This is a genomic window from Thermus sp. KWY1 (assembly GCF_057547025.1).
Window position 1 is genome coordinate 35,694 of the sequence record NZ_BAAJPG010000002.1, and the last position, 11,704, is coordinate 47,397.

The window sequence follows — 11,704 nt, forward strand, 5'->3', positions numbered from 1 at the left end:
GGCCATGTTCCTGAGCCTGGTGGCGGTGGCCCTTTCCTGGGCCCTTTTCGGCCTCACCTTTGGGCGGTACCGGGGGCGTCCCTCCCTTCACAACGCCCTCTACTCCCTAGGCCTTCTTCTCTTCGCCCTGGCGGTTTCCGCCGAGTTTCTGTCCAAGCTCCTGGGTGCCTGGAACCCCATCCTCTATCGGCTTTGGTACCTCGCCGGGGCCATGCACGGGGTCACCTTTTTGGGCCTGGGAAGCCTGGCCCTTTTGAACCCCAAGGTGGCCCGGGGGCTTCTTTGGGTGCTCCTGCCCTTTATCCTCTATGGGTTTTATCTGGTGGTCTCGGCGCCTCTGGACTTTTCCCAGCTCCCTGCGCCTTATGCCCCCTCGGGCAAAGCCTTTCCCGAGCCGAGCCTCACCTCGCCCAGGCTTTGGACCATTCCCTTTAACCTCCTGGGCACGGTGCTGCTGGCCGGGGTGGCCCTTTACACCACCCTCCTCTTCTGGAGAAAGAACCCCCTTAGGGCCCGGGGCACGGCCCTCATCTTCCTGGCGGCTTTGGTGTTGGCCTCCACCAGCACCTTAAACCGCTTTGGGGTGGTGGGCCTCGAGGAGGCGGGAAGGGCCATGGGGGTTGCCCTGCTCTACCTGGGGGTGGTCTTGGCGGATCGCAGCGTGCAGTATGCGTCTGGGCGCGCTTGACGTGGGAGAGGCAAGGATCGGCCTGGCGGTGGGGGAGGAAGGAAGCCCCTTCGCCTTCGGCCGGGGTTACCTGGTGCGGAGGAGCCTGGAAGAGGACGTGGCCGCCCTCCTGGACTTCGTGCGCCGGGAGGGGTTGGGAAAGCTTCTGGTGGGCCTTCCCTTGCGCACCGACCTCAAGGAAAGCGCCCAGGCCCAGAGGGTCCTTCCCCTGGTGGAGGCGCTTAGGGCCAAGGGGGTGGAGGTGGAGCTTGTGGACGAGCGCTACACCACCCAGGCGGCAGCCCGGCGCCTGAAACACGCCCCCAAACGGATCCGCCGGGAGAAGGGCCGGTTGGACGAGATGAGCGCGGTGATCCTCTTGGAGGGCTATCTTGCGGGAAGGCTCTAGGCGCTGGCTGTGGCGGGGGGTGGTGGCCCTTTTCGTCACCTTCGCCCTTCTCCTCTTCTACGCCCTCTGGCTTTTGGGCCCCACGGGAAAAGAGGCCACGGTGCGCATTCCCCGGGGGGCCACGGGGCAGGAGGTGGCCAGGATCCTGGAGGAGGCCGGGCTTTTGCGCTCCGGGTACCTCTTTTCCGCCTACCTGCGCTTCTCCGGCCGGGCCAGGAAGCTGGTCCCTGGGGTCTACCGCCTAAAGGGGGATGGGGCCTTCCGCCTGGCCAGGGCCCTCACGGGAGGAGAGAAGCCCCTCACGGTCACCCTCACCTTCCTCGAGGGGGAAAGGGCGGTGGACTACGCCAAAAGGCTTTCCCAGGCGGGCCTGGATGGGGATGGTTTTTTAAGGATTGTCCAGGAGCCCGGTGCCCTGCGTCCCCCGTACGTGGAAGGCAGGTCCCTGGAGGGCTACCTCTTCCCCGCCACCTACACCTTTGACCTCCTGGTTACCCCCGAGGAGGTGGTGCGGGCCCTCCTGCGCCGCTTCGAGGCCGAGCTCACGCCCCCGGTGAGGCGCCTTTTGGAGGAGCGGGGGCTTTCCGTCCACGCCTGGGTGACCCTGGCCTCCATCGTCCAGGCGGAGGCGGGGAGCCAGAAGGAGATGCCCTACATCGCCGGGGTTTTCCTGAACCGGCTGGAAAGGGGCATGCCCCTCCAGGCGGATCCCACCGTGGCCTACGCCCTGGGCAAGAGGCTTCCCGAGCTTTCCCGGAAGGCGGGGGACTTCGCCCATGATTCCCCCTACAACACCTACCGCTACGCCGGGCTTCCCCCAGGGCCCATCGGCAACCCGGGGCGGGAGGCCCTCCTTGCAGTGCTCAATCCCGTGCGCACCGACCCCAAGGGGCGCCCTTACCTCTACTTCTTCCACGCCAAGGGGGAGCTTTTCCTCAACACCAGCTTCGAGGCCCACCTCGAGGACCTCCGCCTGCACCGCTATTCCTCCCCGTGACGCAGAAGCCTTAGCTGGGCGTAGGCGAAGAGGAGGGTGAGGAGGAGGATGACCACGGTGACCGCGGCGGCGTAGCCCAGCCGGAAGTTCTCAAACCCCGACTCATAGAGGTAGTAGCCCAGGACCCGGGTGGCCCCGTAGGGCCCGCCCCGGGTGAGGAGGAAGACCGCCGAGTAGGACTGTAAGGAGAGGATGGTGCCCACCACCACCAAAAAGGCCACCGCCGGGCGCATGAGGGGAAGAACTATGTAGCGGAGGGCTTCCAAGGGCCCTGCCCCGTCCACATAGGCGGCTTCCAGAAGGGATTTGGGGATGGCCTTAAGCCGGGCCGAGGCCACCAGAACTCCATACCCCAGGTGCCGCCACAGGGTGAAGAGGACCACCATGACCAAGGCCCAAAACCCCTCCCGGTCCCAGGGGGGGATGGGCAGAAACTGGGCCAAGGCCCCGTACTCGGGGGTGAAGAGGGTGTACCAGCTCAGGGTGGCCCCACCCAGGGTGACGAGCCCGGGCAGGAAGAGAAGGCTTTTGGCAAACCGCTCATAGGGTGTCCCTTCCAAAGCCACCGCCAGGGCGATGGAAAGCCCCACGAAAAGGGGCAGGGCCAGGAGCATGAACTTCAGGGTCACCCAGAGGCTTCCCCAGAAGGCGGGGTCTTGGAAAAGATCCCGGTAGTTTTTGAGCCCCACCGGCTTGGGTTCGGAGAGCCCCGACCAGTCCCAGGTGGAAAAGCGAATCACATCCAAAAAGGGGTAGAGGATGAACACCCCCAGGGTGAGGAGGGCGGGAAGGGAGAAGAGGAAAAGGGGAAGGCGCCGCACGGGTTACCAGAGGTAAAGAAAGCTCAGCAGGAAAGGATACCGGTCGGAGGCGGAAACCTCCAGGGCCAGGGGTTCCAGGTAGAGCCTGAACCCGGCTCCCCAGGCCAGGTGGAACCCGCTTTGGTAGCCGAGTCCCCCGTAGGCGGAAAGGGCTCCTCCCGGCACCTCGAGGCTCACCACGGGTCCCAGGTGCACCCCAAAGGGATACCGCAGGTCCAGGCCCAGGCCCACCGAGGTGTAGAGGTCCGCCAGGACCAGGCCCGGGAAGAGGTTGGCCTTGAAGAGGGCAAAGACCTCCGGGTTTTGCGAAAGGAGGGCCTGCAGGTCCAGCCCCGTGTCGATCCCCAAGGGGCTAAAGGGCAGGAGGGTGCTTCCCTGTAGGTAGACGCCCTTATCGGGGGCGTACCCGATCCCCAGGGTGTTCTCCGGATAAGCGGGCATCTGGGCCAGGGCCAGGCTGAGGGCCAGGAGGAAAGGGGCGACTAGACGCTTCATATCCCCCCTATCCTAGCAAAAGCCCCCGGCTTCAAGCCGAGGGCATCGGGGCAGTAAAGGCTTATGGCTGATTGCAGGGCTGGGCACCCATGTACTGGGTCAGGAAGTCTTCCAGGCTCATGGCTTGACCGCCAGCAAAGTGCAAGGTTAGATTTTCCCCGGGGACGCAGTTGTTGTTTTGGTCGTCCAGGATGCCCTCAAAGGTGACCACCTTGCTGTCTACCCGCAGGAGCCCGTTTTGGATGTGGATGCGCATGGGGTTTTCCTCCACCTGCGTGACCCGGAATTCAAGGTGGAGGGATTTGGTGGGGGTGCTGAGGTCTAGGGAAACTTCCCCGGAGGAGGGGTTGAAGTTTTCCAGCAGACTACCGCAGATACCCGGCGTGGTGGAGCCGTTCACCACCACCTGGCCCTGGGTGTGGAGGGCACTGTCATTTCCTTGGACCAGGAGGCTGAGGTTCCACTCCAGCCCCAAACGGGTGGAGCTGGTGGTGAGACTAAGAGTAGCCAAGTCCACCAGGCGCTGGCTGCTGGTGGGGTGGTTCAGAAAGCCCTGGAGGCTAAGGCTTACCGGTTCTAGGAGGTACTTTCCATTAAGGCAGGTGCTAGGTCGCCAGCTGGCGGTGAAAGTGGCTTCTCCTTCGTTGGATCCATTCTCGCCAAAATCCACGGCAAAGAAGGCCTTGGTAGGGGCTTCCAGAATGTTCTGCGTATCGTGGGGCTGATGGGTTTCCACGGTGGGAGAAGGCGTTCCCCCGTTGAGTGCATCCCAGTCCGCTAAAGCCTTGTTCCAGGGGTCGGTGGTTTGTTGCTTGAAGCGAATTTCAAGGTCGTCAGAGAGGCCTACCTGATTGCAGTCTCCACCTATGCACTCAATCTTTCCCCGAGGCAAGAACTGGGTGGCCAGGGGCACAACATCTTGAGGCCGTATAGAAAAAAGGCTTTCCAGGCGTAGGTCTGGGAGGGCTTGTAGGGTGTTAAGGTTCAGATTCTGGATGGAAAGCTGCTGGGGACGGAGCCCTTGCAGGGCGTCTTCAAGCTCTTGGATCACTTGTTGTATTTCGGTACTTAAGGCTTGGAGGTTTTGGCTTGTTTCCTGGGGGGTGGCATTGGCTTGCGGGGCTGGTTGTTGCGGGCACGCCACCAGCACTAGGCCGAGAATTCCCAAGCCTACAAGGCCGAGGAGTTTCCTCATAACCTCACCTCCTTCGTTGAGGCTCGGCGTTAACTCGGTGTACGCGAGGGAGCTCTGCGCTTAGATTGTACAGCAAACCTGGCTTAGCTTACAATTCCCCCATGGCCTTTACCTTCCCTGCAACCTTCTCCCTCGAGCCCCGTTCCAACTTAGTTTCCGTAAAGGACCACCCCCTCCTCATCCTGGTGGGCCTCACCGGGGTGGGGAAGAGCACCTTGGTGGAGGCCTTGGGCTTTCCCCGGCTTCCGGACCGCAGGGAGCTGGTGGACCTCTATGTCCTTCCCCGCTACGGGGTCAACCCCCCCATTCCCCGGGAGGAGCGCTTTCGCCTGACCCGGCGCTTCCGGGAGGAGTTCCCGGGAGGGGTGGCGGAGGTCCTGGCCCGGGGGTTTGTGGAGCCCCGCTTCCCCCTTCTCTTCGACGGGCTTAGGGGGGAGGCGGAGGTGGCCTATGCGTTGGAGCATCTGCCCAAGGCGCTTTTCGTGGTCCTTCACGCCCGGGAAGCCACGCGGCTCAAAAGGCTACTTTCCCGCCAGGATGCCTTTGACCGGGTGGAGCTTCGCCCGGAGGAGAAGGCGGAGCTAAGGGCGTTGGCGGAAGGGGTTTTGTCCCCAGAGGAGCTGGAGGAGACCCTGGCCCTGGCTCCCTGGGAAGAGGTCTTGGCCAAGCTCAAAATCGTGGCCGAGGAGAAGAGAAACTACGATCCCTTGGGCCCCTTGCGCCTCCTTGAGGACCACCCCCGGGCCCTCATCCTGGACACGGAGAGGCTTTCCCTCGAGGAGGAGGTGGAGGCGGTTAGGGGCTTCCTCAGGCGGCTTGGCCTCTAAAATGGCCTTATGGCGACCATCCGCGACCTCAGGCTGGTTCCTTTCCGCATCCCCTTAAGGGCTCCTTTGCGCTGGGGTAAGGCCTCGGAGATGGCGGCCCTGGAGCATGCCCTTTTGCAGGTGGAGCTCAGCGATGGCTCCCTGGGCCAGGCGGAGGTGGCCATCCGCCCCACCATCTACGGGGAAACCCTGGGAAGCGTGCGGGCGGGGCTGGAGTATCTGAAGCCCCGGCTTTTGGGCCTCGAGGCGGACGACCAGGAGGCTATCCGGGCTGTCCTGGAGTCTTTTCCCTGCAACCTGGGCCTTAAAGGGGCCCTGGACCTCGCCCTTTGGGAGGCTTGGGCGAGAAGCGAGGGGGAGGAGCTTTACCAGGTATTGAAGCCCGCCAAGCACCGCGTGCGGGTTTCCTACATTCTGGGCATGGCCTCGGAGGAGGAGATGCTTTTAGATGCCCGCATGGCCTACGAGGCGGGGGTGCGGGTCTTCAAGGTGAAGGTGGGCCGGGACCTGGAGGAGGATGGCCGGAAGATCGGCCGCCTTAAGGAAGCCTTCCCCGACGCCGAGCTTTACGCCGACGCCAACGAAACCCTTTCCCCCAAGGAGGCCGAGCGCTACCTCCTTGCCTGGAAGGAAATGGGCCTCCTCTACGTGGAGGAGCCCCTGCCCATTGAAGAGGTGGAGGCCAGGAGGAAGCTAAGGGAGAAGAAAATCCTCCCCCTCATCGCCGACGACTCGGCCATGACCCGCAAGGACCTCCGCCGGGAGCTTCTTCTGGACACCTTTGACATCCTGAACCTGAAGCCCGCCCGCACCGGGGTGACCTGGACCCTGGAGATGCTGGCCTTAGCCCGGGAAAAGGGCAAAAGGGCCATGGTGGGAAGCCAGGCGCAAAGTTCCTTTGGCGCCTACCAGTCGGCGCTTCTGGCCTTCCAACAGGGGGTAACCGAACCCAACGAGCTGGCCTTCCACCTCAAGGCGGAAGGGGGGTTCCTGGACTTCCCCACCTTCCGCCAGGGGTGGCTTTACTGGGAGGACCTAGTGAAGGCGCGGTTTGACGAGGGGGCCTTTCGGCGGTATGCCCTAGAGTAGCTCCATGGCCTTCCTGAAGTCCTGGAGGACCCCCCAGGCTCCCGCCTCGAGGAGGGCTTCCTCCTTGTGCCCCGTGAGCAGGGCGAGGGTGGGTATCCCCGCCCCCACGGCGCTCTTCACCCCGGAGGGCGAGTCCTCAAAGGCCAGGGCCTCCCGGGGGGTGAGGCCCAGGTGCCTTAGGGCCACCCGGTAGGGCAAGGGGTCGGGCTTGCCCCGGCCCACCTCCTCCGCCAGGACCAGAAGGGGCGGGTTCAAACCCAGGGCCTTCAACACATGGCGGGCGTTCTCCCGGGGAGCGTTGGTCACCACCCCCCAGGTGAGGCCCCTGGCCCGGGCCTTTTCCAGAAGCTCCTTCAGGCCGGGCATGGGCTTGAGGTTCAGGGCCAGTTCTCGGAAGCGGGCTTCCTTGGCCTCGATGAGCCTTCGGGCTTCCTCTCCCTCCAGCCCCAAAAGGTCCTTGACGATCTCGGGGTTAAGGCGGCCGGAGATGCGCTTTCGGTAGAAGTCCTCGTTCACCTCGAGGCCATAGGGCGCCAAGACCTCCCGCCAGGCCAGAAGGTGCAGGGGGTCGGTGTCGGCCAAGGTGCCGTCCAGGTCGAAGAGAAGGGCCTTAAGCATGGACGGCCCTCCGTTCCAAGCTGGAAACCATCAGGAAAAGGCCCAGGGCCAGGCCGAGAAGCCCATAGGGGATGCCAGGTGTGGGCAAAAGGGCAAAGAGGGCCGGGATCAAGGTGCTCCCCGTGGCGCCCGCATAAAGCAAACCCCCCAGGGCCCGGTGGCCGAAGCGGGCCTGCACCAGGGCAAAAAGGGTGGAAAAGAGGGGACCCAGGAGAAAGCCAGCCAAAGGGAAGAGGAGGGCGGTGGGGGGCAGGAGGTTGAGAAAAAGGAGGGCGAGGACTCCGAGGAGGAGACCCCTCAGGGCAGCCAGGGGCTTTTGAGCCACCGGTTTGGCCAGGAAAAGGCGGCCCAGGGCCAGAAAGAGCCAGTACAGGGAGAGAAGCACCCCTCCCATAGGGGTGGGGTTGCCAAGGTGTTCCAGCCAGACCCGGTTCCAGGTGGCCAGGGCTCCCTCCAGACCGGTGTAGATGGCCACGGCCAGGAGGAAGGGCCAAAGCCCCCGCCCTTGCTCCTTGGGCACCTGGGTTACCTGAGGGGCCCCCCAGAGGAGAAGGGCCCCTATCCAGGCCAGGAGGCCCGCCAGAAACAACACGGCGCCGTAGGGCAAAAGAGTAAGGGCGAAGGGGGTGAAGACCGCCCCCAGGCCGAAGGCCACGTTCACCCGGTTCAGGAGTTCCACCCGTTTCCTGGGGTAAAGTTCCCCCACCAGGCTGTTGCCGTGCACGTTCATCAACCCTTCCCCGAGCCCGAGGAGGAAGGCCAGGGCCACCACCAAGGGAAAGGAAGGGGCCAGGGCCACCCCCCATAGGGCCAGGCCCGCAAGCCCCATGGCGGCGGGAAAAAGGGGGTGGCGCCTCTCCCCCTGGGCCAGGCGCACCCCCAGGAGGAGGCCCAGGAGAAGGGCGGTGAAGAACCAGGAAACCTCCTCTCCCACCCCATAGCGCCCCCGCCAAACGGGCAGGGCCGCCCCGGGCAGGGCCACGATCACCCCCACGAGGAAAAGCGCCAGGAAGGAGCCCCAGAAAAAGCGCACGTCCGTTATTCTTCCCCTAACTGACCCTTTGGTCAATAATGGAGGGGATGGAGGAGGCCCTGGAAAAGGCTTTGGCGGGCGAGGGGTACTTTGCCTTTCCTGGCCTTTTGCTGGTGCGGGGGCCCGACGCCCTTTCCTTCCTTCAAGGCCAGGCTACCCGGGACCTCAGAAGGCTTTCCGGGCCCGTGGGGGCCCTGTTCCTCAACCACCGGGGGCAGATAGAGGAGGCGGCCACGGTGTTCGTGCACGAGGAAGGCTTTCTTCTGGCTTCCTGGGGCACCTTGGAGGGCTTAAGGGCCCGGCTGAAGCGCTACATCGTCTTTGACCAGGTGGAGCTTCTGGAACTTCCCCTTTACCGGCGCCTCCATGCCGATGGGCGGGAGGAAGTGGCGGAAAGCGGGGAGGGGGCCCATCCCGCTGGGGTTTATCCCCTTTACACCCTGCTTAAGGGCCTCCCGCTCCTTTCCGATATGCGTGGGGAGCTTCCCCAGAGCGTGGGGCTTCTCCACCTGGTGGACTACGGCAAGGGGTGTTATGTGGGCCAGGAGATCATGGCCCGCCTCGAGGGGAAGGAGGTGCACCATCACCTGGTGGGCCTAAGGGGGCTTTCCCCTGCCCAGGAAGCCCCCTTTGACCTCCTGCTGGAGGGGCGCAAGGTAGGGGAGGCCAAGCGGGTGATGGAAACGCCCTTCGGGGTTTTGGGCCTTGCCGTGATGCGCAAGGAGGTTCCCCTAGGGGCGGTGGTGGAGGGGGGTGGGGGGCGCTTTCGGGTGGAGCCCCTGCCCTTTGAGGAGGCGGCATGGAGCGGGCGGAGATCATCGGGGTAGGCACGGAGCTCATCTACGGGGAGACCCTGGACACCAACACGGCGGAGATCGCCAGGAGCCTCGAGGCCTACGCCCTCAAGGTGGAAAGGACCCTCAGGGTGGTGGACGAGCCCCTCCCCTTGGCCCGGGAGGTGGGCCAGGCCTGGGAGCGGGCGAGGCTTTTGGTGCTTTCCGGGGGCCTGGGCCCCACCCCCGACGACGTGACCCGGGAGGCGGTGGCCGAGGCCTTGGGGGAGCCCTTGGTGTTGGACGAGGAGATGCTTTCGGAGATTGAGGCCATCTTCCGGGCCCGGGGGCGGAGCATGCCCGAGGCCAACCGCAAGCAGGCCTTGAGGATCCCTTCGGCCACCTGGCTTAAAAACCCCAGGGGCACCGCTCCCGGCTGGTGGGTGCGGAAGGAGGGGAAAGACCTGATCCTCCTGCCCGGGCCTCCCCCTGAGTGGCGGCCCATGTGGGAGGAGGTGTTGCCCAAGCTGAACCTCCCCCGCCGCCCCTACGCCAAGCGGGTGCTGAAGACCTGGGGCATCGGGGAGTCGGAGATCGTGGAAAGGCTCGGGGAGCTCTTCCAGCGGGAGGCGGAGGTGGAGGTGGGCACCTACCCCAAGCTCCAGGGGGTGGAGGTGGTGATCCGGGGCCGGGAGGATCGGGTGGCCGACCTTACGGAAAGGATCAGGAAGCGGCTTTTTAAGGAGATCTGGGGCGAGGGGGACCTCACCCTGGCCGAGGCGGTGAAGCGCCGCCTGGAGCTGGAAGGGGCCACCCTTGCCACCATGGAAAGCCTCACCGGGGGGCTTCTCGGGGCGGAGATCACCCGGGTGCCGGGGGCGAGCCGCTTCTATTTGGGGGGCGTGGTATCCTATTCCGTAGGGGCCAAGGCCCGCTTCGGTGTGCCGGAGGAACTCCTCGCCAAGACGGTCTCCGCCGAAACGGCCAAGGCCATGGCGGAGGCCGCCCGGGTGCTTTTCGGTTCCACCTACGCCCTTTCCACCACGGGGGTGGCGGGACCGGACCCCTTGGAGGGCGAGCCCGTGGGCACGGTCTTCGTGGCCCTGGCGGGGCCTAAGGGGACGGAGGTGCGCCGCTACCGCTTCCCCGGGGACCGAGAGGTGGTGCGGCTCCGAAGCGTTTATGCCGCCTTGGCCTTGCTCCTAACATGAGGCTCTTCTACGCGATCTTCCTTCCTGAAGAGGTGAAGCGGGCCTTGGTGGAGGCTCAGGAGCGGGTGGCCCGCTACAAGGGGTGGAAGGAGGTGGTTCCCCACCAGCTCCACCTTACCCTTCTCTTCCTGGGGGAAAGGCCGGAGGAGGACCTGGAGGACCTTTTGGCCCTGGGCCACCGGCTGGGCCGGCTCCATCCTCCCTTCACCGCCCGCATCCGGGGCACGGGTTACTTCCCCAACGAGGGCACCCCCAGGGTCTGGTTCGCCAAGGCGGAAGGGGAGGGGTTTGCCCCTTTGGCGGAAGGGCTTCGGGAAGGGGTGCGGGAACTCCTGGGGGAGGAGGCGCTTCTGGCAGGCGGGGATAAGCCCTTCAAGCCCCACATCACCCTGGCCCGGCGCAAGGCTCCTGCCCCCCGGGTGCCCCCGGTGGTCTTCGGCGTGGAGTGGCCGGTGACGGAGTTCGCCCTGGTGCGCTCGGAGCTTAAGCCCAAGGGGCCCGTCTATACCATTTTGGAAAAGTTCCCTTTGCGAGGTGACCATGGACGAGAACAAGAGGAAAGCGCTGGAAAACGCTCTCAAGACCATTGAGAAGGAGTTCGGCAAGGGTGCGGTCATGCGCCTGGGGGAGATGCCCAAGCTCCAGGTGGATGTGATCCCCACGGGTTCCTTGGGCCTGGACCTGGCCTTGGGGATCGGGGGCATTCCCCGGGGAAGGGTGATCGAGATCTACGGCCCCGAGTCCGGGGGGAAGACCACCTTGGCCCTCACCATCATCGCCCAGGCCCAGAAGCAGGGGGGTGTGGCGGCCTTCGTGGATGCGGAGCACGCCCTGGACCCCCTCTACGCCCAGAAGCTGGGGGTCAAGGTGGAGGACCTCCTGGTTTCCCAGCCCGACACCGGGGAGCAGGCCCTGGAGATCGTGGAGCTTCTCGCCCGCTCGGGGGCGGTGGATGTCATCGTGGTGGACTCGGTGGCCGCTTTGGTGCCCAAGGCGGAGATCGAGGGGGAGATGGGGGACCAGCACGTGGGCTTGCAGGCCAGGCTCATGAGCCAGGCCCTGCGCAAGCTCACCGCGGTCCTTTCCAAGAGCAACACCGCCGCCATCTTCATCAACCAGGTGCGGGAGAAGGTGGGGGTGATGTACGGCAACCCCGAGACCACCCCCGGCGGCCGGGCCCTTAAGTTCTACTCCAGCGTGCGCCTGGATGTGCGCAAAAGCGGCCAGCCCATCAAGGTGGGGAACGAGGCGGTGGGGATCAAGGTCAAGGTGAAGGTGGTGAAGAACAAGCTGGCCCCACCCTTCCGCGAGGCGGAGCTGGAGATCTACTTCGGCAGGGGCCTTGACCCGGTCATGGACCTGGTGAACGTGGCCGTGGCGGCCAACGTGATCGAGAAGGCGGGAAGCTGGTTCTCCTACGGGGAGATCCGCCTGGGCCAGGGGAAGGAGAAGGCGGCGGACTACCTGCGGGAGCGGCCCGAGCTTCTGGAGGAGATCCGGGCTAAGGTGCTGGAGAGGGCCCACGAAGTGGTGCTCGCGGGAAGCGAGGAAGGGGAGGAGTAGATGACC

14 protein-coding genes are annotated in these 11,704 nt (G+C 64.9%); 9 read left to right on the forward strand and 5 right to left on the reverse strand.

The features are described 5' to 3' along the window. Positions 1–4: 4 nt before the first annotated feature. Genes AC27GT_RS00790 through mltG form a run of 3 tightly spaced genes read left to right on the forward strand, consistent with a single transcriptional unit; the run spans position 5 to position 2,073 of the window. Positions 5–688 (forward strand): hypothetical protein, encoded by a 684-nt coding sequence (locus AC27GT_RS00790; RefSeq protein ID WP_015716322.1) that lies wholly within the window; start codon positions 5–7, stop codon positions 686–688. Next, positions 669–1,076 carry a Holliday junction resolvase RuvX gene (gene ruvX, locus AC27GT_RS00795; RefSeq protein WP_038028783.1) on the forward strand — a complete coding sequence of 136 codons (408 nt, stop codon included), beginning with the start codon at positions 669–671 and terminating at the stop codon, positions 1,074–1,076. Before AC27GT_RS00790 ends, ruvX begins: the two co-directional genes overlap by 20 nt. After that, positions 1,060–2,073 carry an endolytic transglycosylase MltG gene (gene mltG / locus AC27GT_RS00800; protein WP_015716324.1) on the forward strand — a complete coding sequence of 338 codons (1,014 nt, stop codon included), beginning with the start codon at positions 1,060–1,062 and terminating at the stop codon, positions 2,071–2,073. The genes ruvX and mltG overlap by 17 nt, the downstream gene beginning before the upstream one ends. Here mltG and AC27GT_RS00805 read toward each other — a convergent pair. The 3 genes from AC27GT_RS00805 to AC27GT_RS00815 all read right to left on the reverse strand — a co-directional run bounded on the left by AC27GT_RS00805 (position 2,058) and on the right by AC27GT_RS00815 (position 4,125). Further along, positions 2,058–2,894: a carbohydrate ABC transporter permease gene (locus AC27GT_RS00805; protein WP_015716325.1), complete on the reverse strand. Its 837-nt coding sequence runs from the start codon at positions 2,892–2,894 to the stop codon at positions 2,058–2,060. The two genes, mltG and AC27GT_RS00805, sit on opposite strands and share 16 nt — an antisense overlap. 3 nt (positions 2,895–2,897) lie before the next feature. Next, complete coding sequence (locus tag AC27GT_RS00810; RefSeq protein ID WP_015716326.1) at positions 2,898–3,389, reverse strand: hypothetical protein; 492 nt, start codon at positions 3,387–3,389, stop codon at positions 2,898–2,900. Positions 3,390–3,450: 61 nt separating this feature from the next. After that, the gene (locus tag AC27GT_RS00815; RefSeq protein WP_126178645.1) at positions 3,451–4,125 is read right to left on the reverse strand and encodes a hypothetical protein; all 675 of its coding nucleotides are present in this window, start codon (positions 4,123–4,125) and stop codon (positions 3,451–3,453) included. A 560-nt stretch (positions 4,126–4,685) separates the two neighbouring features. On the opposite strand from AC27GT_RS00815, the gene AC27GT_RS00820 reads away from it, so the two are divergent. Together AC27GT_RS00820 and AC27GT_RS00825 are read left to right on the forward strand one after the other, a co-directional pair. After that, entirely contained in the window at positions 4,686–5,411 is a 726-nt protein-coding gene (locus tag AC27GT_RS00820) for a DEAD/DEAH box helicase family protein (protein ID WP_015716328.1), read from the forward strand. Positions 5,412–5,420: 9 nt separating this feature from the next. After that, the gene (locus AC27GT_RS00825) at positions 5,421–6,500 is read left to right on the forward strand and encodes an enolase C-terminal domain-like protein (RefSeq protein ID WP_487223382.1); all 1,080 of its coding nucleotides are present in this window, start codon (positions 5,421–5,423) and stop codon (positions 6,498–6,500) included. Here the strand turns inward: AC27GT_RS00825 and AC27GT_RS00830 are convergent. After that, positions 6,492–7,118, reverse strand: coding sequence for an HAD family hydrolase (locus AC27GT_RS00830; RefSeq protein ID WP_487223383.1), 627 nt, complete (start codon positions 7,116–7,118; stop codon positions 6,492–6,494). The two genes, AC27GT_RS00825 and AC27GT_RS00830, sit on opposite strands and share 9 nt — an antisense overlap. Beyond that, a complete protein-coding gene (locus tag AC27GT_RS00835) occupies positions 7,111–8,160 on the reverse strand; it encodes an MFS transporter (RefSeq protein ID WP_054391505.1) in 1,050 nt (349 codons plus the stop codon). The genes AC27GT_RS00830 and AC27GT_RS00835 overlap by 8 nt, the downstream gene beginning before the upstream one ends. Before the next feature lie 38 nt (positions 8,161–8,198). Here AC27GT_RS00835 and AC27GT_RS00840 point away from each other — a divergent pair, with 38 nt between their 5' ends. The 4 genes from AC27GT_RS00840 to recA are packed head-to-tail and all read left to right on the forward strand — an operon-like array spanning position 8,199 to position 11,698. Further along, positions 8,199–8,978, forward strand: a complete 780-nt coding sequence (locus AC27GT_RS00840; RefSeq protein WP_487223384.1) for a YgfZ family protein — start codon at positions 8,199–8,201, stop codon at positions 8,976–8,978. After that, positions 8,951–10,135: a CinA family nicotinamide mononucleotide deamidase-related protein gene (locus AC27GT_RS00845; protein ID WP_015716333.1), complete on the forward strand. Its 1,185-nt coding sequence runs from the start codon at positions 8,951–8,953 to the stop codon at positions 10,133–10,135. Before AC27GT_RS00840 ends, AC27GT_RS00845 begins: the two co-directional genes overlap by 28 nt. Next, the gene (gene thpR, locus AC27GT_RS00850; protein WP_015716334.1) at positions 10,132–10,725 is read left to right on the forward strand and encodes an RNA 2',3'-cyclic phosphodiesterase; all 594 of its coding nucleotides are present in this window, start codon (positions 10,132–10,134) and stop codon (positions 10,723–10,725) included. Before AC27GT_RS00845 ends, thpR begins: the two co-directional genes overlap by 4 nt. Beyond that, entirely contained in the window at positions 10,676–11,698 is a 1,023-nt protein-coding gene (recA, locus tag AC27GT_RS00855) for a recombinase RecA (RefSeq protein ID WP_015716335.1), read from the forward strand. The genes thpR and recA overlap by 50 nt, the downstream gene beginning before the upstream one ends. Positions 11,699–11,704 lie beyond the last annotated feature (6 nt).